Below are 21,950 nucleotides of genomic sequence, written 5' to 3' on the forward strand. Positions count from 1 at the left end.
TATGCAGCACTCCAGCGACAACAATCATTCCGTCACCGATATCGTCCGCACCATCGACAGCCGCGCCCAAGGCGTGGACAGGCTGCGGATCGAGGATATTCTGGGCTCGCTCGGCGGGGCCTCTTTCGTGCCGGTGCTTCTGGTGCCTGCCCTCTTCGTGGTCAGCCCGCTTTCGGGCATCCCGCTCTTTTCCAGCGCCTGCGGTATCCTGATCGCGCTGATCTCGGCGCAGATGCTGCTCGGGCGGCGCCATCTCTGGCTGCCGGGTCTGCTGACCAACCGTCATATCGCTGGCGACAAACTGCGCAAGGCCACCGACAAACTGCAAGGCGTGGCACGGTGGATGGACAGCCACACCCGCGAACGGCTACGATTTTTCACCCATCGTCCCTTCCGCTGGGTGACGCAGGCGGCCTGCCTTCTCTGCGGGGCCGCCATGCCGTTTCTCGAACTGGTGCCCTTCAGCTCGTCGATCCTCGGCGTGGCCGTCACCCTTCTGGCGCTCTCTTTGCTGGTGCGCGACGGGCTGATCGCCCTGATCGGACTGTGCTTTATCGGGATGGCCGTGGGTGTGGGCTATTGGGCCATCAGCAGCGGTGTGGTCTGATCAGGTCAGCAAAAGCACGAGTGCGGGGAAAGCAATGATCAGCCCGATCCGCACGATATCCATCGCCACAAAGGGCACCAGCCCGCGGAAGATCGTGCCCAAGGCCACATCCGGCACCACCGAGCGCAGGACGAAGGCGTTCATCCCCACGGGCGGCGTGATATAGCTGATCTCGGTGATCACCACGACAAAGATCCCGAACCATATCACGTCGAACCCTTGGGCTGCCACGATCGGGTAGAAGACCGGCACGGTCAGCATGATCATCGAGAGCCCTTCAAGCATGCAGCCCAGCACCAGATAGATCACAAGAATGGCCAAGATCATCGCCATCGGGCTGTCACCAAAGACCGAGAGCCAGCTCTGGATATCACTCGTCATACCCGACATGTTGACATAATTGGTGAAACTCAGCGCACCGAAGAGGATGAAGAACATCATCGCCGTGGTCTTCATCGTGTCATAGAGCACGTTGACAAGCCCGCCCCACGAGAACTTGCCCGACCCGATCACCAGCAACAGCGCGCCTGCCGCGCCCATCCCGGCGCTCTCGGTGGGGGTGAAGACGCCCAGATAGATGCCGCCCATCACGAACACAAACAGCACCAGTGCCCCTGCCGTGCCTTTGAGCGCGCGGATACGGGCGCCCAGCGGCAGTTTATCCTCGATCGGAAGGTCGATCCCGCGCATCCGGATCGAGATCTTCACCGCCAGCGCATAGCCGATGATCCCGATGATCCCCGGAATGATGCCTGCCAGAAACAGCTTGCCGATATCCTGCTGCGTCATGATCCCGTAAAAGACCAAGATGACCGAGGGCGGGATCAGAATACCCAGCGTGCCACCGGCGGCAATGGAGGCCGTCGAGAGCCGGTCGGGATAGCCGAAACGCCGCATCGAGGGCAGCGAGATCCGCGTCATGGTGGCTGCTGTGGCCATGGACGAGCCGCAAACGGAGGAAAACGCCCCGCAGGCGATCACCGTGGCCATTGCCAGCCCGCCCTTCTTGTGGCGCAACCACGCATAGGCGGAATTGTAGAGTTCGGACGCGATGCCCGATTGCACCACGAAATTGCCCATCATCAAGAAGAGCGGCAGCACCGAGAGCGAGTAATCGCGCCCGTTGTCGAAAAACGCCGAGCCGATCAGCGACAGCGCGGCCGTCCAGCCGATGATCGTGGCCACGCCCACAAGCCCCACGCCCGCAAGCGCGAAGGCAATCGGCACACCGCCCAACAACAATGCGATAAGGATCGCCAGACCGACAGGCCAATGCTCCATCACCGCCCCCTGACCTGAAGACGGAACTGGCGGAGCGCGGCGACAAGCGTCAATACCACGCCCACCGCACAGCACAGCGCGCAGAGATAGCCCAGAGGCGCAATCGGCAAACGCAACGAATTGGTCGCCTCGCCATAGCTGGCTTTCTGCGCCGCATAGACCCAGATCCGCCACGAGACCACGCCCAGCACCACCGCCGAAAAGACCGACACCGCCAGCTCGCGCCATGGCTGGAGCCATGCGGGCAGCCGGTCGATCACCAGATCTACGGTCACATGGTCACGGTCGAAACAGACCGCAGGCAGGCCGAGGAAGATTACCGCACAGAGCAGCATCTCGGTCAGTTCGGTCGCCCCGATCAGCGGCGCGTTGAACAGATAGCGCCCGATGACATCCACCACCGTCAGCCCCATCATCGCCAGCAGCATCGCGCCGCATAATAGTCCCAGCGCCAACCGCGGGCCATTGCGCGGCACCACGGGCGCCTTGCGGCCCGAGGACGGATCCGTCTCGGGCACGCGCGGAAAATTGTCTCGGGTCACGGGTTACTCGGCCGTTTCTTTGGCAATCTCGGAGGTCAGGAACTCATAGGCCGCCTGCCCGTCGATACCGGTGCTGGAGGCCTCCTCGATCTTGGCATCCACCAGGGGCTGCAGTGCGGTTTTCCATGCGTCCATCTGCGCATCGGTTGCGGGCGTGATCGCGATCTTGCCTTCCATCGCCGCGCGGCCCTTCTCGTCGGCGGCATCCCACATCTGGCCCGCCTTGCGCGCCAGTGCCTCACCCGTCACCGAATTGATCTCGTCCTGCACTTCCGGCGAAAGCGCCTCCCATTTCGCCTTGTTCATGACGATATAGAAGGAGGTGTTATACAGCCCGCCATCGACGGCAATCGCCTTATCAAGCTGCGGAATCAGCTTGAAGAAATTCACCGATTCATAGGGGAAGGTGATGCCATCCGCCACGCCTTGGCTCAACAGCTCGTAGGATTTGGACGACGGTCCCTCGACCGGCACAGCACCCAGTTTCGAGACCACCTCATGCACGATGCCCCCGCCTACGCGGATCTTGCGCCCCTTGAGCACATCCACATCCGAGACATCGCCCTCCTTCAGGAAAACCTCGCCCGGACCATGGCTGAAAACGGCCAGCACATGGACATCATCATATTCGCCCGCATCCCGCAGCATGGTGTCGAAGGTGCGCCAGTAGGCAACCGAGATCGCCTCGGCAGAATTGCCCAGGAAAGGCAGCTCGACAATATTGGTGGTCTTGAACCGACCCGGATTATAGCCTTGCACCCCGAAGGTAATATCGGCCACCCCATTGACGGCGAAATCGAAATGCGCAGCGGGCGGCCCTAGTGGTGCCGGCAGGAGCGTGGCTTTCACCTCGCCATGGGTCGCTTCCTCGATCGCCTGCGTCATCGGCACGATCAGCTCCGAGACCAGCGGATGCGAGGGCGGAAGCCAGTTGGCGACGGTCAGAGTGGTCTGCGCCGCGACCGGCAAAGCGAGCGCCATGAATGCGGCAGAAGACAACAAAGCAAAACGGGTCATTGGCGGAACCTTCCTGTAACTATGCTCCGAATTTTCCCGATATTAGGCCCGCCCGATCACAAGATGGAAGGCATCCGCTCGCGAGTTCTTGAAGGTTGCGCCTTCCCTGCCACAAGCGCCCGCAAAATATGCAGGCGCATCGCGGTCAGGATCTTGTCAGCCCCACCGCAACCGATTAGACCCGCTCAGGCGCATGCGGCTTCGCTTCAGCGCTGCGGATGGGTGGCCGAGTGGTTTAAGGCTCTAGTCTTGAAAACTAGCGTGCGGGGAACCGTACCGTGGGTTCGAATCCCACCCCATCCGCCAATAAATCAGCACAAACATATGATTTTATTGAATTAAATCTGCGATTATCCCTACCGGCCCCCCACAATATTTACGATAAATCTCCACTGGCCATATCCTTTCAGATCGTTTTGATGAGGATCAGTCGAATTCATGTGGCACCATGCCCTCAGAATCGGCCAATCCCTTGGACACAAGATGTGACCGAGCGCCTACCTTAATAGGGGCGTCGTCATGTCTTATGACACCTAACAATTCAGCCTTTTCCCTACTCGAACTCGCGCGAAAGAGCCGTCTCGCGCCACGCCCCAGCCTAGCGCTGTAGCAGGTGCCAAATCGCGGCACATCACGCCTTCCGCACCGCAAGAAACCCGAAAGCAAGCCAACGCTGCTCTCCCTGTGGCCGAAGCGAGCCCGCGCTTTATCTCCGTGGGTGAAGTGGCCCAGCGCTATTCGGTTTCCGTGCGGACCATCTGCCGCTGGCTCAAGATCGATAAATTTCCGCAGCCCTACCGGTTTGGGTCCGGCATGACCCGCTGGGCAATTACGGATCTCGATGCGCATGATCTCCTGCGGGCACAGGAGCGCAAGCAATGAGCCGCAACTATACCAGTATCCGCCCGAAGCTTGATCGCGTTTACAGCTCGAGCAGGTGATCTCGCTCTACAGTATCTGTCGCAACACGTTGGGAAATTGGATCGCCAGCGGCCTACTCCCCCCCTGATGCAAATCAACCGCGCATTTTTCGTGACGCGGAACTCGCACGCTTCCATCAGGAGCGCGCTGGGATCAAGACACCGCTCCGGCGCGGCCAATTCAAGTGCATGAGCTGCAAGGCCCGTGTCTTCCCTGACCTCTCGACGCTCCGCTTTCTTGATGCCAAGACCGGCACCGCGTAGGCACTCGCGACCTGTCCGGACTGTGGCGGAGGGATCTCGAAGCTACTGAATAAGACGGATCGAGACGCTTTCGAAAACAGCCTCAATCCAATACGAGGCTCGTGGCGTTAGACGAAGGAAATGCCGACGCCCAAGCTGGTATTGCGCAAACTGAAGCCATCCTGTCGCCGCTCACCTCCGCGCCATCCGTCAGTTCGAGATCTATTGCGGGCTCAAGCTCTTTACCGACATCAGTAAAGGAGATGCTGCGGCTTGGCGCAACGCGGTGATAGCCGGGACTTGCGGGCGAATGCACTGGTTACCCTTCGTCCACGCCATGTCGATATGGAGAGGCGGTAAGTCCGCCACGACGGCACAGAGCTGCGCGCCAAAAACGGCAAGAGCTTTGTCATGAACTGGTTTCCTAGCACAGATGCCTTTCAAACCCTGCTGCTTACATGGCTTACCGACATGAACCGGATCGGCTTGGGACCGGAAGACGCACTGTTCCCTGATCTTGCAGATTTGCAACGAGCGCCCGAGCCAGACCGCCCACCGCTACGCCCCATGCAAATCGCTCGAGCCGCTACGGAAGCATTTTCGCTCGCGAGCAAACACGCAACAGAACCCTATTCGCCGCATTCGGTGCGCCATACCCTCGCCCAGCTCGGGGATCGCATCTGCCGCAATTCAGAAGAGCGCAAGGCTTGGTCCTTGAACCTTGGTCATAGCACGGACGAAAACACCTGGACCTATTACGGCAAAGTCCCAGATGTGCGCCGGAGCGAAATCTTCGGACTCCTCGAGAATGAGCACCCCGCCAGTTCGCCGGAGATAGAACTGATGCTGGCATATCACGAGCATAGCCTGATCTTGGGCGCGCCGGAGTTCAAGCAAGCCGAAAAGCTGGTCGAGCAGCGTCGAAAGGTGTTCAGAAAGAAATAGCAACATAACAGACAAGGACCGACGGTGTGACGATAGCACCTTCGGCCCCAAGCCGACACTCGTCCGAGTGGCCATGCTGGTCGCAGTTTCTCCATACCGGACATCTGTGGTATCCTTCAGCGAGATTTGGCACGCCAAGGTCAGCTCCCCGGACGGAGCGGTCATTGCCCGTTTTTAGTAAGGCCACAATAAAAGAACACAGTCTTTTGGTCCGCACGGGGAGTTCCGGAATGAAATTTGGTCTGTCTTTGATTCTTATCCTGCTCGCAGGGCCTTCTCTTTCTCAAACCGTTCCAGGACTTGCCCATCTCCTGGACACATCCGAAGACGCGCGCCCTCTGTCCGTGTCGATCTGGTATCCATCCGAGGCAAAAGCATCGACCTCTGTCGGTGGAAATCCCGTGTTCGAGGGGGTTGCAGCAGCACCAAATGCAGAGTTCACGCATAGCGCGCTCCCGCTGGTGATTGTGTCACATGGCGGCCTGCGATCCGCGACTGATTCAGGTGCCTGGCTCAGTTCCTCCATCGCTCGGGCAGGCTTTGTTGTGGCCGAAGTCAATGCACCGCACCCGGACAACGCGGCGGCTGCCCTGAACGAAATCTGGCAAAGACCCCGGGACATCCGCCGCGTGATTGACCTGGTGCTGGCCGATACGACTTGGGGGCCGCGAGTTAATGAAACCATGGTGTCAGTCGCTGGATTTGCACTTGGCGCGACCGCTGCCCTATCCGTTGGCGGGGCAGAGCTTGATGTCGCCAGCTACCTTCACTCTTGCGCGCCAGACAGGAAACAGCACGGACCGGATTGCGGGTGGTTCGCTGCCCAACGGGTCAACATGTCGGCCACCAATCCGGACAGCCTGGCCGGGATGGCGCGAGACCCCCGCGTGACTTCGGTAATAGCCATAAACCCGGAATATCCGGAAGACCTGGGCTCGGTGCCGGCGGATATTCGAAAGCTATCGATTTCCCTCGGCAAACCCGAGAGCACATCGGCTGATGGTCAGCAGACTCCGCCCTTTGTCGTGCCCCAAGCGTCGATATTCGATGCCTTCGCCGTTTGCACGCTCGCCGGACCAGAGATCCTAATGGAGGAAGAAGGTGATGCATCGATCTGTGGTGTCTCTTCGAACGCACGCCGGGCGATCCACCAGGACGTCTCCGACGCAGTCATATCCTTCCTGAATGGCGGAGCCAAATAAGCTGAAGCTGACGATCAGACCAGCCCTTAAGCCGCCGTTTACAAGAAGGTCTATCTGATCTGCCCCACTTTAGTGGTCCGGTTTAAAAGTTAGTGCATCGTGGGCCTTTGGTCTACTGGCACGATGCTTTCTGGTGCTGGTGGGCGATAGCCCAGCGAACTGTGCGGGCGCACCGAGTTGTAATGCTTGCGCCAGCGTTCGATGAGGATCTGAGCCTCTCTCAGCGTATAGAACACCTCTCCATCCAGTAACTCGTTGCGAAGTCTGGCGTTGAAGCTCTCCACATACCCATTCTCCCAGGGTGACCCCGGCTCGATATAGGCTGTTTTGGCCCCCACCGTCTCGATCCAGTTGCGCAGCTTGGTCGCGATGAATTCGGGGCCATAACACCTTCGGAATGTCGTTGATTTAGAGGCTATGATTGCCTGCGCAGCCCCCAAATTGCGCAGCAGGTGATCATAGCCGGGTCTCAGATCCCTACAGTGGTTTTGCACAACCACACCGCAAGGGAGACCGACTATGACCGATACGACTATTGCACAGGCTGAGCCTGTTTTGGTGGCGATTGATATCGCAAAGGCCCGCCATGAGGTTTTGATTGCTGTTCCGGGTAGAAAGCGGCGTCGCCGTTTGACAGTTCTGAACCAGCTCGACGACTTCAACCGATTGATCGCCGCACTCTCGGAGTATGACCATCCTGTCCGCGCAGCTTTTGAGGCTACGGGGAATTACCATCGCGCCTTAGCATACCGGCTCGGCACTGCTGGTTTCGACGTGAAGCTGGTGTCTTCGGTCGCATTGGCGCGCACCCGCGAAGCCTTGAGCAACAGCTGGGACAAGAACGATCCAAAGGACGCGCAGGTCATCCTGCATATGATGCAAATCGGGAACGAGCAATTCTACCACGACCCAATACTGCGCGGCACGAATGACCTTCAGGAGTTATCAAAGACGCACGACATCGTCTCGCGCTCGAAGACCGAGCTGTGGCATCGCATCTTGACCCACTATCTGCCCTTGTATTGGCCCGAGGCGGAACGCTTTCACCGCAGCACACGCAGCGACTGGTTCTTTGCCTTCCTCGAACGTTATCCCTCGCCGCACTTTATCTCTTCCATGGGCCAAGAGGCATTCATTGCCGATGCCTGGGAGGTTGTCGGCCGCAAGGTCTCAAAAAAACGTTTGCTTGCAGATATTTATCAGACCGCCAAATCATCGGTGGGCTTGCCCATTACGCCGGACTCAGATGCCGCGAGGATGTTCCGGTTGGTGTTGAGCGAAGGACGTAGCCTGATTGCCCAACGCAACGAGATTGAGGACCGCGCCGTTGAACTGCTCAAGACCAACGACGACTATCGGCTGCTGACATCTATCCCGGGGATCGGGCCGATCAATGCCCTGACCATCCTGGCAGAGGCTGGCGATCTGCGCCGCTTTCAGCATCACCGCCAATTTCTGAAGTTTTGTGGAATGGACCTTGCAACCATCCAATCCGGCGCATTCCGAGGCCAGACCAAGCTTTCCAAATACGGCAATGCCCGGCTACGACGGACACTTTGGATGGCGGGTCAGGTGGCCATCATGCAAAGGACCAACAGCTTCCGCGACAAGTTCGAGCGTTACATCGCCAAGGATCGGCAGAACACCCATTTGCGCCGCAAGGCGTATACCGCAATCGCCGCAAAAATGGCCCGCACCGTACATGGGATCATCAAACGCGGCGAACCCTATCGTCCCTTCTTTGAGGGATGATCGACAGCAGAAGGACCTTTCTCTGTAAGGGCCGTAGAGGCGAGTAATCGACCTCGTAGATAATGTTCAGGCCTTCTGCTCAACGACCCGAAGATCTCGTCTTAAGGACGGTGAGAGCCGCAAAAGCGTACTCTGTGTTTGTTATGGGAGAGACAGGTTGTTGACCGAAACGCCGAACTGACACACATTCAAACGTGCTGGAACGCTTCAGCATGACAATGATCTGATGCCAAATCAGCCAATTATTCCGCGCATAGGACGTTATCTGACCTGATAAACTCCGGCGGACCGCGAAGGATGAACAGGTCTGTCAGCGCGTCGATGACGTCGACTGAGTTGAGCTTGCGTTTAACACGGATCACCAGCACCTCCCGGGTGAATTCGTCAACGATATTGAGCATGCGGTAAGCCCGCCCGTCCGCTGTCCGGTCCTGGACGAAATCGTATGACCAGACGTGGTTTGGCCGCTCGGCCCGCAGCCGCACGCAGGAGCCATTCGCCAGCCAGAGCCGCCCGTTTTTCTTCTGCTTTTGCGGGACTTTAAGCCCCTCGCGTCGCCAAATGCGCTCGACCCGCTTGTGGTTGACGCACCATCCCGCCTGAACCAGAAGGCCCGTGATCTGGCGATAGCCATAGCGTCCGTATTGCCGTGCCAGTTCGGTGATATCGGCCGTCAAAAGAGCTTCATCCTGACGACCAACTGGGATCTTGCGCTGGGTCGACCGGTGCTGTCCAAGCGCCCGACAGGCGCGGCGTTCGGAGATGCCGAGTTCCTGCCGGATGTGGTCGATGCACTGGCGGCGACGCGAAGGGCTTAGAAGTTTCCCCGCGCCGCTTCCGTCAGGATCAGCTTGTCGAGCGTCAGATCCGACACGGCCCGTCTGAGCCGCGTATTCTCTTTCTCGAGCTCCTTCAGCCGCTTGAGCTGATCGCGGTCCATCCCGCCAAACTCACGACGCCAACGGTAATAGGTCTGTTGGGTTACGCCAATCTGGCGCACCGCATCTGCCAGTTTCGCGCCTTGACCCTGCAACACCTCAACCTGACGCAGCTTCATGACAATGTCTTCCGCCTTTTCGCGTTTGCCTGCCATCTAAGTAGTCCTCCATCATGCGGGATAAACTATCCCAAAAAGTGGACCACTTCAGCGGGGCAAGACCAAGCTCGCCACACAAGCTCGCGCCGAAAATGCGCTGGAGCAATTCCGCAAACGCGCCAGAGGCCCAGCCATCGGCTTTTGTTGCTCCAAGCATCACGCCGACTACATGGCGCAATTCTTCCGCGAAGCCGGGCTGCGGGCGGTGGCGGTGCATTCGGGCGACGCGTCCGCCCCGCGCGCCTCTTCGCTGACACAACTGGGCGCGGGCGAGCTGGATATCCTCTTTGCGGTCGATATGTTCAACGAAGGTGTCGACGTGCCTGAGATCGGCACCGTCCTGATGCTGCGTCCGACCGAGAGCGCGATCATCTGGCTGCAACAGCTGGGCCGCGGCTTGCGCAGGGTCGAGGGCAAGACCCTGCAAGTGATCGACTATATCGGGAACCACAGATCCTTCCTTACGAAAGTCGCGACGCTGACACGCGCGGGCAGTGGCGATCGCTCGATCACCCAGAAACTCGACGAATGGGAGCGCGGTGCTTTGGTGCTGCCGCCAGGTTGTGAGGTCACTTACGAGCTCGAAACCATCGATATCCTCCGTGCGCTCCTGAAACCGAAAGACGGCGCGAGCGAGCTCGAAGCCTTCTATCTGGAGTTCAGGGCACAGCAGGGCATCCGCCCACAAGCCATCGAGATGTTCCGCAACGGGTTCGATCCGCGGGCAACAGGGCATGGCGGCTGGTTCAATTTCGTGCGGGATATGGGCGATACATTACCCGAAGACGCCTTCACGACGCATGCCCGCCTTCTGGCAGATATCGAAAAGCCGAAGCGCTATGCGCCCGAGACACTCAAGGCGCTTGAGGCGATACTTGCCGGCATGCAGCCGACCGGCAGCACCGAAGCACTGGCCTTCGATCCGCATGTGAGGAACGGCCACAATGGCTGGCAGCTCGCCCGCCCCACGCGCGGTGCGGCGCTGCAAGACCTTGCCCAAGAGCTCATCGAGTGGCGGCTGGCAGAGGTGCCCGATACGCGGCCCGAGGCCGATGACGGCGCCACGCCATTTGTGCATCGCTCCAAAGGCTTGCAACTCTGGCAGCGTTATCTTGCCCCCGAGATCGCAGAAGCCTTCGGGGTCGCGTACAAGCAGAATGTCTGGCGCACCGGCATTCTCCCGATCCTCGAGAAAAACGCGCTCATTCTTTTGGCGAATGTCTCGACACAGGATCTTGTCTACGAGAACGGCTTCCTCGCGCCCGACCGCATGCGCTGGTTCAGCCAGAACCGCACGACGCAGGACGGCCGGCATGGCCGAATCATTTCGGGCAAAGAACGAGACACTGTCCATCTCTTTGTCCGCCGCGGCAACAAGCTGAACGGCAAGGTCAATCCATTCATCTACTGCGGCCAGCCGCGCTTCCTTGCGTGGGAGGGCGAAAAGCCGATCACGGTAACATGGCAACTGCCCGAACCCGTGCCGCTGGGGTTGCAAGCCGAGCTAGGCGTGCCGAAGGCCTTCTAACCGCAGAGAGCCTCCGTCCTCGCCCCCGTAGCCAGCGAGGAGACAACCAAGCCGTCCCACCACCATCTCATTGCCAGATAAAATCTGCCCAAGCCTGCTTCATCGCGCGACGCTGCTCCAGTTGATCCGTGCGGTGATAGGCCGCCTCAACAGCATTCGCGACAGAATGGGCCAAGGCGCGCTCGGCCATATCACGCGAATATCCGTTCTCCGATGCCCAATCTCGGAAGCTGGACCGGAACCCATGCGCCGTTGCGTAGCGACCTGGAACATCACTTTGGAACTATTGAAGGCGCAGAACCTTGGTCAAAGTCAGGTCGCTCATCTGCATCATAACGCGTGCCGAGAAGATCCAATCGCCACCAAGCCGCAAAGACGATTGGGCCGTAAGTAGATCAATCGCTTGTCGCGAGGGCGGAACACGATTCTGTTGCCCCCTTTCATCCGCTCGGCTGGAATGGTCCAGATGGCCGCATCAAAGTCAATCCCATCCCCAATTGCCCCGCGGACCTCTCCAGAACGCGCGGCCGTCAGGATGAGAAACAGGAGAGCTTGGCGACTGATAGAGAGCTTATTCTGACCAGTAAGGGTCGATATCAACTCGGGCATGTTGCGCCACGGTGCTGCCGGATGGTGCTGCACACGATCTGCGGTCCCACGCTGCTTGGGCAGTAGCGCCTTCATGGCTGAAAGCGGGTTCACATCACAAGAGCGATGCGCCACAGACCAAATCATGACGCTCTCGCACCGCTGCTTCACACGCTTTGCGGTTTCTTCTTTGTCGAGCCAGATCGGTTTAAGAACTTGCGCAAAATCACCGATGGTCAAGCTATTCACCTCGCGCGTCCCAGGCTTTGGGAGGACGTAAGCCTGTAGGGGTGAAATCCACTGATCACGGTGCTTGGCGTTGCGATATCCTGGCGCCAAGGTTTCAAACACTGCGCGAGAGGCCTCTTCAAAGCTGGGCATACGACGCGCCGCTTGCTCTTGCGCCAAACGCCGTTCTTCTATCGGGTCGAAGCCGTTGACGATCTGACCACGCGCCTCCATCGCCAGGCGGCGTGCATCAGCCAACCCATGTTCAGAGAAAATCCCCAGCCCCATATCGCGGCGCCTACCGGAAACCGGCGACTTGAACCGTAGCGTGAATTTTCCGGTCCCACTTTTCGCATTTGCCGAAATGTAGAGGCCCAACACACCTCCCACAGCGACCACCCTTCTTCAGGTTTGAGCCTCTTCGCTTGCGCATTGGTCAGCAACTCTCATGCCTCCGCCATACTTTCCAGCCCCACACGAAACACGGGATTGGATGATACGGGTTGAAACAGATTAAAACCGCTGCGTGAATATTTTCGTTTCATATCAGAAATATACGCGACAATTGAAGCCGAGATGATTTTATATGAAACGTTCATATGTCGCCCCCCCCCCTCCGCCATATACCCTACACCTTTTTCCATTCCTCCAGCGCAGGGTTGGACGGCACTGCCTCTGCCTTGGCCGCCGCTGGTGGCGTGGCCGGTTTGGGCGTGCGGAAGTAATGGGCCTCGCGGGCGCCGAAATAGAACCCCACGATCGCGGCAAGCAGCCACCAGAGCGGCTCCGGCACATAGGACAGTCCCACCATCCGCTCCGCAAAAGACTGCGGATTGACCATCGCATAGATGAAAAGCCCGAGCGTCCCGAGCGCAAGAAACGGGCGGGGCAGACGGTTAAGCCCGTTCACGAAACTGTCGAACCAGCAGGCGGGCTTGGCAGCGAATTCCTCGCCATAGGCACGCTGCGTCGCCGAGAAGGCCTCATGCGAGGCCTCCATCTTCTTGGTCGCGTTCACGTTGAAGATTTCGGCCATCTCGCTGGCCGCCTGACCGATGGCCGCCACGCCTCCCGAAGCGCCAAATACCTTACCAATCAACCCCATGCGGCCACCCTTGCGCGATGCTCGGCCTCACTCAGATGGAACCGCGCCGAGATGAACTCTTCAGAACGCGTGATCCATCCACCCTTGCGCCCCTTGCGGGTGGTGGCATATTTGCGGCTCGCCGGACGGCTATCCGCCAGTGAATAATAATAATTCCGGCGCGCAATCCCGTAAGCATCGGCGATCAGCTCGGGCGATTTGCGCGCAGCGGCCTGCGCGGCGGCCGCCGTCCGGGGCCCCAGAACCCCGTCGACACTGACCTCCTGGCCCATATCGTTCAGGAGCCGTTGCAGGATCTTCACCGCATTGCGGCCCGCATTCACATACATATCGAAAACGGAAGCCTGCAGCGCCTCCGGCAACTGCCCGAGACCGGGTTCGTCGAAATAATGGCGGATGAAGATATCGACGGCCTGCTCACGGGTCAGGCGGCGGACATCGGCCTCGGTGATCTTGCCGTCACGATCCAGATCCAGACCCAGGCGGCGCATGGTGTGAATCGTCACGCCATAATTGGTCGCACCGCCCGGGTCGGAGGGGTCATTCACATAGCCGCCTTCGCGGGCAACGATGGCTTCGGCAATCTCTCTAACATTGGGCATGGATTTCTCCCGATTGATCTATCGGGAGAAATCCTCACAGCCGGAGGTTAAGCACCGGCAGCCGCAACGTCCGCCGGCATCCGCATCAGCTTTTGGGCGGCTCGTAAACGCCCTGTTCCTTCAGTGCGTCAACCACTTCCTTGGGCATGTAATTCTCGTCATGCTTGGCAAGGATCTCGCTGGCCACGAAGACACCGTCTTCCATCTCGCCGGTGCCGACCATGCCCTGCCCTTCCTTGAAGAGATCGGGCAGGACGCCGTTGAAACGTGCGGGCACCGTGGCCCCCCCATCGGTCACCTCGAAATGGATGGTGCCATCGGGATCGCGCTTGATCGACCCGTCGGCGACCAGCCCGCCCAGACGAAACACCTCCCCCGGCTTGACCGGCTCGCTGGCCAGCTGCGAAGGCGCACGGAAATAATTGATCCCGTCGCGGAACGCATAGCCGATCATCGCGACCGCCACGACAAGCGCGACAGCGGCGGCAACCAGAACCTGAATGCGGCGTTTCTTCTTGAGGCTTTTCATCGCGTCCCCGTTTCTCCGCTCCCCTTACGGGAAGAGCGGTGCCAGCGTCAGGCCGGCCATTTCATCGTTACCAAGCATGAGGTTGGCGTTCTGCATCGCCTGCCCCGAAGAGCCTTTGCACAGGTTGTCGAGCGCCACGACCACCATCGCGCGGCCCGGAATACGGTCCGCACTCACACCGACATGCACATAGTTCGAACCGGCGATCGAGCGGGTCGAGGGCAGGCCACCAAAGGGCAGAGCCTCGATGAACGCCTCGGATGCATAACGGTCAGAGAGCGCCTTATAGACCGCCTGCGGATCGCCTTTCACATAGGCCGAAGCCAGAATACCGCGGTTCATCGGTGCCAAATGCGGGGTGAATTGCACCAGCACCGGACGACCGGCCAGCTTCGAGAATTCCTGATCGAATTCGCCTAAGTGGCGGTGTTTACCGCCCGCCGAGTAGGGATAGGTGCCGCCCGACAGCTCGGCATGCAGAAGGTTCTCCTTCAGCGAGCGCCCTGCCCCCGACACACCGTTTTTCAGATCCAGCAGAATGTCATCGAGATCGATCACTCCCGCCTCGATCAGCGGACGGATCGCATACTGTCCTGCCGCCGCGTTACAGCCCGTGCCCGCGCAAAGCCGCGCGTTGCGGATCTCGTCGCGGTAGAATTCGGTCAGGCCATAGACCGCCTCTTTCTGCATCTCCACGGCGCAATGCGGTTTGCCATACCATTTCTCGTATTCCGCCGGATCGCGCAGACGGAAATCGGCCGAGAGATCGACCACTTTCAGATCGAGCGGCAACTCGCGGATCACCTCCTGCGAGGTGGCATGCGGCAGCGCGCAGAAGGCCAGATCGACGCCGGAGAAATCGATCTCCTCGATTTTCACGAGAGCCGGAAGATTCAGATGGCGCAGATGCGGGAACACATCCCCCATCGCCATGCCTGCCTTGCGCTCGCCCGACAGCGCCACGATCTCCATGCTTGGATGGGTAGCGATCAGGCGGACAAGCTCGGCACCGGTATAGCCCGAGGCTCCGAGGATGGCGATTTTCTGGGTCATATGCGATCCTTTCAGCAGGTGATCCATGCAGGCAACAAGCCACGAAGACACCCCGAGCGGCACATCCGCGCGGTTTGATGCTGTTTTCTGCGCTCGGGCCCCTCGCGTCAAGCTGCCACGCGGGAAATTTACCAGCGCGGGTGGGCCTCAGGCCTGCTCGAACACCACCTTGCGGCGCAAGAAACGGGTCGCGTTATTGGCTACATGCGCCGGATCACCGGTGGTCAGGAATTTCGTCTCCGTGCCCGCGCCGATAAATTCGGGGCGACGCTCCAGGTAATCGGCCAGACTTTCGGCGACCAAATTGGCCTGACTATAGACCTTCACATCCGGTCCCAGCCCTTCCTGGAAGGCTTTCTGCATGATCGGGTAATGGGTGCAGCCCAGAATCGCCGCATCGGGGCGCGGCATCCGGCGGCGCAGTGCCTCCACATGGGATTTCACCAGCGCCTCGGCCAGAATGTCATCGCCATCCTCGATCGCATCAACCACGCCGCCACAGGGCTGCGCCTCGACATCGACACCGATCGCACGGAAGGCCAGCTCGCGCTGGAAGGCGCGGCTTGCAACGGTCGCGGGCGTGGCAAAGAGCGCCACATGTTTCACCTCGACCTCGCGCGGCGGCGAATTATCGCCCCACTGGCGCTCGGTCAGAGCCTCGATCAGCGGGACAAAAACCCCCAGAACACGCTTGTCCTTGGGCAGCCATGTCTCCTGCATCCGCTTGAGTGCCGCGGCGGACGCCGTATTGCACGCCAGAATGACCAGATCACATCCTTCGGCCCAGAGACGCTCGACCGCTGCGGTGGTCAGCTCGTAGATGTTATCGGCATCACGCACCCCGTAAGGCGCATTGGCGTTATCACCCAGATAGACGAAGGGCACGTCGGGCAGGCGCCGCGAGACCGCGTCCAGAACCGTCAGCCCGCCAAGACCACTATCGAAAATGCCGACCGCCATTGATATTCCTCCCGCTCTGCCCGCTGCGTCTTGCAGTTGTTTTACGCCTGCGCAAGCCCGGATGAAAAGACGTAATCATGCAAGGCACCGACAATCGACCAATTAACGGAACCGACCTAAAGGACACGGTTTTTCGATAGTTTGCAGCTGCGGCATCGTTTCCCTTGGAGAACCCCCTGCCCTGCCTTTAAAAGCATAGCTGTTATGCGTATATAGTAAGACGGACCAAGAAGGCAGAGGGCGCGATGGACTGGGACAAACTGCGAATCTTTCACGCGGTTGCGGATGCAGGGTCGCTGACCCATGCAGGCGATGCGCTGCATCTGTCGCAATCGGCCGTCAGCCGCCAGATCCGGTCGCTCGAGGAAATGCTCGGCACGACCCTTTTCCATCGACATGCGCGAGGGCTGATCCTGACCGAACAGGGCGAGCTTCTGTTTGATGCCACGTCCACCATGGCCAAGAAACTCGACGCCGCCTCCGCCCGCATCCGCGATTCGGAGGAAGAGGTCTATGGCGATCTGCGTGTCACCGCGACGACCGGTTTCGGCACGATGTGGCTCGCGCCGCGGCTTAACAAGCTTTACGATAAGTATCCCGAACTGAAGATCGACCTGATGCTCGAGGAGCGCGTGCTCGATCTGCCGATGCGTGAAGCCGATGTGGCGATCCGCATGAAAGAACCCGCACAGGCCGACCTGGTCCGCAAGCGCCTGCTCAATATCCGGATGCGTTTCTACGCGACCCCGCAATATCTGGAGCAGCACGGTCATCCGCAAACGCTGGAAGACCTGAAGAACCATCGGCTGATCTGTCAGAGCCCGTCTGTGCCGCAAGTCGCGGCAGGAGCCGCCTTGGCACAGCGCGCACTTGCCCATGAGATGCCCAACACCCTGACAGTGAACAACTATTTTGGAATCCTTCAGGCGGTTCTCAATCATGTAGGCATTGGTATCCTGCCCGATTACCTTACCGTCGATAATAATATCGAACGCGTGCTGCCCGATATCGATTCGAATGAGGTGCCGGTCTTCCTCGCCTATCCGGAAGAACTACGCCAATCACGCCGCGTGACGGCCTTCCGTGACTTCATTCAGGAAGAGATCCAAGCCTATCGCCGCATACAGGCAAACGACAACCAAAGCTAAACTACTGAAATAAAGCACATGTTCAGGCGCTCTCGCCGACACATGCCTTGGGCGCATAGCGGCTCTGCAAAAACTTTCTCAGAAATCCCTTGAACGGTTTATAAACTGCACATATTTGAGGCGCAGAGGCAGATGATTTGCGGAAACGCTCATCAGCTTCTACCTCCCTGTTGGACTATGGCCGAGCTCTGCTCGGCCTTTTTTTTGGGCCAAAATTCCAGACTATGGAATATGCCAGAGTCCAGAGGGCTAACCAGCCTGAAAAAACCGACACTGCGTCAAAGGGTTAGCGCCGTCACGTCAGGCGACTGGCAAAAAATCACGGATTTTCCGGAACTATCAGGCGGCTCTCTAAGTTGATTAGCCATGAACCGCAACGGTTGAAAAACACGACTTCCGATAGGAGCCACGCTATGAAAACCACTAACAAATTCCTGACCGGCACCATTCTGACCGCAACTATGGCATTGCCGATGGGCGCATTCGCCCAGTCCGCGCCGGATGCTGCAGATACGCAGGCCGATAGCCCTGCAGGCCTGATCGACTATAAAATGGGTATCGTCGAAATGCAAGACGGCTCGACCTCGGCGGATGCTGCCGCAGCCGCGACCGCGAGCATCAACCAGACCGGTGGCCCCGATGGTCGCAAGGGTCTGGCCGAGATCAAAACCGAAGCCAATTCCGGCGTAACGACGGCCAATGCAGGCACCATGGGCACCATGGAAGGCAACAACACCGAAGCCTCGGTGCCTGCCGAGTATGAGTACAAGAACGGCCTCGGTATCGCCGAGAGCAAGACCGCCGCGATGGACATGGGGTCGGCCATGTCGAGCGATGGCGAGAATATCGGCCAGATCGAGCGCGTTGAAAAAGGTGATGCAAGCGACACCGTCTACATTCGCATCTCGGACAAGCTTGATACGCCTGTCTCGATGTTCAAAGTCACCGTTCCCTCGTCGGATCTCGAGGATGGTATCGTGACCCTGCCGTGGACCCTTACCGGTCTCCTCAGCTCGCTTGAAGAGCAACAGGACGCCTGATTTCGGCAGCCTCACCCCTAGAAAGAGCCAGCCACGCGCTGGCTCTTTTCGTATTTCGTCCCCGAACACCGCATTTCGGGCGGCACTTGCGGCAGAAGAGGCCTTCCCCCAAGCCGCTCAATGTTCTAATGCATGCGCAACCGATGCGCCCGCCGGAGAACATTTATGACCGAACCCGCACTCACCCCCGACCTGATCGCCGCTCACGGGCTCTCGCCCGACGAATATGAGCGTATTCTGGAAATTATCGGGCGTGAACCGAGCTTCACCGAACTTGGCATCTTCTCGGCCATGTGGAACGAGCACTGCTCGTATAAATCATCCAAGAAATGGCTGCGCACACTGCATACCAAAGGCCCGCAGGTCATCTGCGGTCCGGGCGAGAATGCAGGCGTTGTGGACATTGGCGACGGTCAGGCGATCGTTTTCAAGATGGAAAGCCACAATCACCCCTCCTATATCGAGCCGCACCAAGGCGCGGCGACCGGCGTGGGCGGCATCCTGCGCGATGTCTTCACCATGGGTGCGCGCCCGATTGCCGCGATGGACAGCCTGTCGTTTGGCATGCCCTCGCACCCCAAGACCAACCATATCGTCAAGGGCGTGGTCGAAGGCGTGGGCTCCTATGGCAACTGCTTTGGCGTGCCGAATGTGGGCGGCGAAGTCCGCTTCCACCCCTCCTATAACGGCAACTGCCTCGTGAACGCTTTTGCTGCGGGTCTCGCGGATGCCGACAAGATTTTCTACTCGGCCGCATCCGGCATCGGCATGCCCGTCGTCTATCTGGGCGCCAAGACCGGCCGTGACGGTGTGGGTGGCGCAACCATGGCCTCCGCCGAATTCGACGACACAATCGAGGACAAGCGCCCGACCGTGCAAGTCGGCGACCCCTTCGTCGAGAAATGCCTGATGGAAGCCTGCCTCGAGCTGATGGCGTCGGGGTCGGTGATCTCGATTCAGGATATGGGGGCTGCCGGCCTCACCTGCTCGGCTGTGGAAATGGGCGACAAGGGCGGCCTCGGTATCCACCTCAAGCTGGAAAACGTTCCCCAGCGCGAGACCAATATGACCGCCTACGAGATGATGCTCTCGGAAAGCCAGGAGCGGATGCTCATGGTGCTCAAGCCCGAGAAAGAGGCCGAGGCCCGCGCCATCTTCGAGAAATGGGATCTGGACTTTGCCATCGTGGGCGAGACCATCGCCGAAGATCGCTTCCTGATCGAGCATAACGGCGCGATCAAAGCCGATCTGCCGCTGTCGAAACTGTCCTCGACCGCGCCCGAATATGACCGTCCGTGGGTCGAGACCCCGAAACCTGCTCCGGCCGCCGCCCTGCCCGCAATCGGCGCAATGGATGCGCTCAAGGCGCTGATCGGCTCGCCGAACTACGCGGCCAAGGATTGGGTCTTCGAGCAGTATGACACGCAGGTGATGGGCGACACCGTCCGCCGCCCCGGCATGGGCGCAGGCGTGGTGCGCATCCATGGCACACCGAAAGCCGTGGCCTTCACCGCCGATGTGACCCCGCGCTATGTCAAGGCCGATCCGTTCGAGGGTGGCAAACAAGCGGTCGCGGAAAACTTCCGCAATCTCTGTGCCGTGGGCGCACGCCCCTTGGCCACCACCGACAACCTCAACTTCGGCAACCCCGAGAAGCCCGAGATCATGGGTCAGTTCGTGGGCGCGATCAAAGGCATCGACGCAGCCGTGAAAGCGCTCGACATGCCGATCGTGTCGGGCAACGTCTCGCTTTATAACGAGACCGACGGTCAGGGCATCCTGCCGACGCCGACGATCTGCGCCGTGGGGCTCTTGGAAAACCTCGAGGACGAGCTGATCGCGGGTCTTCCGTCGGAGGGCGATATCGCACTGGTGATCGGAGCCACCAAAGGCCATCTGGACCAATCCGCGCTTGCCTTCGAGGCCTTTGGTATCGAAGCCGGTCAGGCACCGGAAGTCGATCTGGACGAAGAGCTGAAAAACGGCACCTTCCTGCGCGCCAACCGCAAATCGCTGACCTCGGCGACCGACCTTTCGGATGGTGGCTTGGCTCTGGCAGCCTTCGAGATGGCCGAAAGTGCCGCTCTGGGCGTCTCGCTGGACAGCGCCGAGATCGGCCTGCTCTTCGGCGAGGATCAGGCGCGCTATCTGGTCACCGCGACCGAAGCCGGCGCAAGCGCCCTTGAGGCCGCCGCTGCCAGCGCAGGCGTGACCATCGCCCGCGTCGGCCGCTTTGGAGGTGATACGGTCAGCTTCGGCGGCGACAAAGCCCCGCTTGCCGATCTGGCCAAGCTCTATCGCAGCACCTTTGCCGCAGCGATCAACGGCTGAGCCTTACAACAGAGCTGACAAAAAGGCCGCCTTCGGGCGGCCTTTTGCATATTCATAGTTCTGCGCGCCAGATCGGCGAGGGTGCGACACCAACGCACAGCCGAATACCCATGCCTGCCTTTTGCCCGCCACCCACCACCGCTATGATGCCCTAAACACAAGCAAAGCACTGATCTTCCATGCCCCAACTCACCGCAGATAGCGTCCTTCCCAAAGCGTTCAGACTGTTCATCGCCGCTCTGATCGCACTGAGCCTCTCCGAGCTTCTGGGCTTTCACAATACCTACTGGGCGGCAATGCCGGTCTTCGTTATCGCCCAACCTGTCCGTGAGGATATGCTGATCCGCGGGCTCTTGCGTGTGGCGGGAACGATCGCCGGTGCGGCCATTGGCATTCTGACCCTACTCTATCTGCATAACCCGCTCTCCATCGGGCTGGCCGTCGGTGCGACAGTCGCCATAGGCACCGGCATCGCCTACCGGATCGGCACGACCTATAGCTACGGCTTCACGCTCATGGCCTTCAGCTGCGGGGTGATCGTGATGCCCTCACTCGGGCTGGGCGCAGACGGCGTCACCCTGGCGCTCGAGCGGTTGTGGTCCACCCTGATCGGGGTGGCCTCCATCACGCTGGTTTCGTGGTATTTCACCCCAAGCCGCAACGGACCGGTGCCGCCGCGCCCCGTGCCCCACTCGACGCGCCAGATGCTGATGCGCATGGCCTTTGTCGGCGGGCTCTGCACGCTCACCACCACCGCCACCGGTCTTGCCCCGCATTTTGCCGTGATGTCGGCTGGGCTTGCGACCTCGGTCTTCTGCGCGGTGATCGGTTCGATGAACGACCCGCGCCCGATCATCCGCTGGCTGGTGCCCGGCGTTTTCATGGGCGTCTGCGCCGCCATCCTCTACCGGTTCATCATCAGCCAGTTCGGGCTGGATCACACCCAGAACTACATCCTCGCGATCATTTTCATCGCCATCGGCAGCCTGATCCGCGCCCATCCCAAGACGGCTGCACCGGGGCTCGATATCAATATGTGCTTCCTGCTGGCGGGCGAGGCAGGGGCGGTCGGGCATTCCTTCGAGCTGACCGCCTATGGCGCGTGCGGGTTGATTGCGGGCAACCTTCTGGTGGCAGGTGTGCTGCATCTGATCGCCTCGCTGCGCGACCGCGAGGGTAAATCCGCGCTAAGCTGAATGGGGGATGCCCCTTGCAGCGGCCCAACCCAAGGCT

19 protein-coding genes, 1 tRNA gene and 3 pseudogenes are annotated in these 21,950 nt (G+C 59.7%); 11 read left to right on the plus strand and 12 right to left on the minus strand.

The window, feature by feature from the left end; translation table 11 throughout:
- Window position 1 precedes the first annotated feature (1 nt).
- On the plus strand, window positions 2-607 hold the full coding sequence (locus ABEB22_RS04255; protein ID WP_339114098.1) for an exopolysaccharide biosynthesis protein: 606 nt from the start codon (window positions 2-4) through the stop codon (window positions 605-607).
- Here ABEB22_RS04255 and ABEB22_RS04260 read toward each other — a convergent pair whose 3' ends face one another.
- The 3 genes from ABEB22_RS04260 to ABEB22_RS04270 are packed head-to-tail and all read right to left on the minus strand — an operon-like array spanning window position 608 to window position 3,447.
- Entirely contained in the window at window positions 608-1,888 is a 1,281-nt protein-coding gene (locus tag ABEB22_RS04260; protein WP_406870904.1) for a TRAP transporter large permease, read from the minus strand. It lies immediately after the preceding gene.
- Entirely contained in the window at window positions 1,888-2,430 is a 543-nt protein-coding gene (locus ABEB22_RS04265) for a TRAP transporter small permease (RefSeq protein ID WP_406870905.1), read from the minus strand. The genes ABEB22_RS04260 and ABEB22_RS04265 overlap by 1 nt, the downstream gene beginning before the upstream one ends.
- 3 nt (window positions 2,431-2,433) lie before the next feature.
- Window positions 2,434-3,447 carry a TRAP transporter substrate-binding protein gene (locus ABEB22_RS04270; RefSeq protein ID WP_406870906.1) on the minus strand — a complete coding sequence of 338 codons (1,014 nt, stop codon included), beginning with the start codon at window positions 3,445-3,447 and terminating at the stop codon, window positions 2,434-2,436.
- A gap of 216 nt (window positions 3,448-3,663) precedes the next feature.
- Here ABEB22_RS04270 and ABEB22_RS04275 point away from each other — a divergent pair.
- From ABEB22_RS04275 to ABEB22_RS04290, 4 genes are all read left to right on the plus strand, one after another.
- Window positions 3,664-3,753 (plus strand) — tRNA-Ser (locus ABEB22_RS04275).
- A gap of 378 nt (window positions 3,754-4,131) precedes the next feature.
- Complete coding sequence (locus ABEB22_RS04280; protein ID WP_406870907.1) at window positions 4,132-4,329, plus strand: helix-turn-helix transcriptional regulator; 198 nt, start codon at window positions 4,132-4,134, stop codon at window positions 4,327-4,329.
- A gap of 692 nt (window positions 4,330-5,021) precedes the next feature.
- Window positions 5,022-5,555, plus strand: coding sequence for a hypothetical protein (locus ABEB22_RS04285; protein ID WP_406870908.1), 534 nt, complete (start codon window positions 5,022-5,024; stop codon window positions 5,553-5,555).
- Window positions 5,556-5,785: 230 nt separating this feature from the next.
- Window positions 5,786-6,757, plus strand: coding sequence for an alpha/beta hydrolase family protein (locus ABEB22_RS04290; RefSeq protein WP_406870909.1), 972 nt, complete (start codon window positions 5,786-5,788; stop codon window positions 6,755-6,757).
- Window positions 6,758-6,846: 89 nt separating this feature from the next.
- Here the strand turns inward: ABEB22_RS04290 and ABEB22_RS04295 are convergent.
- A pseudogene (locus tag ABEB22_RS04295) lies at window positions 6,847-7,140 on the minus strand (transposase); the annotation flags it as partial.
- 136 nt (window positions 7,141-7,276) lie between these two features.
- Here ABEB22_RS04295 and ABEB22_RS04300 point away from each other — a divergent pair.
- Window positions 7,277-8,556, plus strand: a pseudogene (locus tag ABEB22_RS04300) (IS110 family transposase).
- Window positions 8,557-8,769: 213 nt separating this feature from the next.
- On the opposite strand, the pseudogene ABEB22_RS04305 reads toward ABEB22_RS04300, so the two are convergent.
- A pseudogene (locus tag ABEB22_RS04305) lies at window positions 8,770-9,602 on the minus strand (IS3 family transposase); the annotation flags it as partial.
- Window positions 9,603-9,702: 100 nt separating this feature from the next.
- Between ABEB22_RS04305 and ABEB22_RS04310 the strand changes: the two are divergent.
- Window positions 9,703-11,133, plus strand: a complete 1,431-nt coding sequence (locus ABEB22_RS04310; protein WP_406871119.1) for a DUF3427 domain-containing protein — start codon at window positions 9,703-9,705, stop codon at window positions 11,131-11,133.
- Between the two features lie 67 nt (window positions 11,134-11,200).
- Here the strand turns inward: ABEB22_RS04310 and ABEB22_RS04315 are convergent, their stop codons facing one another.
- From ABEB22_RS04315 to murI, 7 genes are all read right to left on the minus strand, one after another.
- A complete protein-coding gene (locus ABEB22_RS04315) occupies window positions 11,201-11,323 on the minus strand; it encodes a hypothetical protein (protein ID WP_406870910.1) in 123 nt (40 codons plus the stop codon).
- A gap of 140 nt (window positions 11,324-11,463) precedes the next feature.
- Window positions 11,464-12,327: a tyrosine-type recombinase/integrase gene (locus ABEB22_RS04320; protein ID WP_406870911.1), complete on the minus strand. Its 864-nt coding sequence runs from the start codon at window positions 12,325-12,327 to the stop codon at window positions 11,464-11,466.
- Between the two features lie 250 nt (window positions 12,328-12,577).
- Complete coding sequence (locus tag ABEB22_RS04325; protein ID WP_339114087.1) at window positions 12,578-13,054, minus strand: holin family protein; 477 nt, start codon at window positions 13,052-13,054, stop codon at window positions 12,578-12,580.
- Window positions 13,045-13,656: a holin-associated N-acetylmuramidase gene (locus tag ABEB22_RS04330; protein ID WP_339114086.1), complete on the minus strand. Its 612-nt coding sequence runs from the start codon at window positions 13,654-13,656 to the stop codon at window positions 13,045-13,047. Before ABEB22_RS04330 ends, ABEB22_RS04325 begins: the two co-directional genes overlap by 10 nt.
- 85 nt (window positions 13,657-13,741) lie before the next feature.
- A complete protein-coding gene (ccmE, locus tag ABEB22_RS04335; protein WP_339114085.1) occupies window positions 13,742-14,185 on the minus strand; it encodes a cytochrome c maturation protein CcmE in 444 nt (147 codons plus the stop codon).
- A 24-nt stretch (window positions 14,186-14,209) separates the two neighbouring features.
- Entirely contained in the window at window positions 14,210-15,238 is a 1,029-nt protein-coding gene (gene argC, locus ABEB22_RS04340) for an N-acetyl-gamma-glutamyl-phosphate reductase (RefSeq protein WP_406870912.1), read from the minus strand.
- A gap of 147 nt (window positions 15,239-15,385) precedes the next feature.
- Window positions 15,386-16,198 (minus strand): glutamate racemase, encoded by an 813-nt coding sequence (murI, locus tag ABEB22_RS04345; RefSeq protein WP_350939082.1) that lies wholly within the window; start codon window positions 16,196-16,198, stop codon window positions 15,386-15,388.
- Between the two features lie 245 nt (window positions 16,199-16,443).
- Here murI and ABEB22_RS04350 point away from each other — a divergent pair, with 245 nt between their 5' ends.
- The 4 genes from ABEB22_RS04350 (at window position 16,444) to ABEB22_RS04365 (ending at window position 21,913) form a co-directional block, all read left to right on the plus strand.
- Window positions 16,444-17,346 (plus strand): LysR family transcriptional regulator, encoded by a 903-nt coding sequence (locus tag ABEB22_RS04350; protein WP_339114082.1) that lies wholly within the window; start codon window positions 16,444-16,446, stop codon window positions 17,344-17,346.
- A gap of 413 nt (window positions 17,347-17,759) precedes the next feature.
- On the plus strand, window positions 17,760-18,386 hold the full coding sequence (locus tag ABEB22_RS04355; protein WP_350939081.1) for a hypothetical protein: 627 nt from the start codon (window positions 17,760-17,762) through the stop codon (window positions 18,384-18,386).
- A 165-nt stretch (window positions 18,387-18,551) separates the two neighbouring features.
- Window positions 18,552-20,717 (plus strand): phosphoribosylformylglycinamidine synthase subunit PurL, encoded by a 2,166-nt coding sequence (purL, locus tag ABEB22_RS04360; RefSeq protein WP_350939080.1) that lies wholly within the window; start codon window positions 18,552-18,554, stop codon window positions 20,715-20,717.
- Window positions 20,718-20,896: 179 nt separating this feature from the next.
- Complete coding sequence (locus ABEB22_RS04365; protein WP_406870913.1) at window positions 20,897-21,913, plus strand: FUSC family protein; 1,017 nt, start codon at window positions 20,897-20,899, stop codon at window positions 21,911-21,913.
- Window positions 21,914-21,950 lie beyond the last annotated feature (37 nt).

Origin of the sequence: Thioclava sp. 'Guangxiensis' (assembly GCF_045348365.1) — a bacterium.
GTDB classification, from domain to species: domain Bacteria; phylum Pseudomonadota; class Alphaproteobacteria; order Rhodobacterales; family Rhodobacteraceae; genus Thioclava; species Thioclava kandeliae.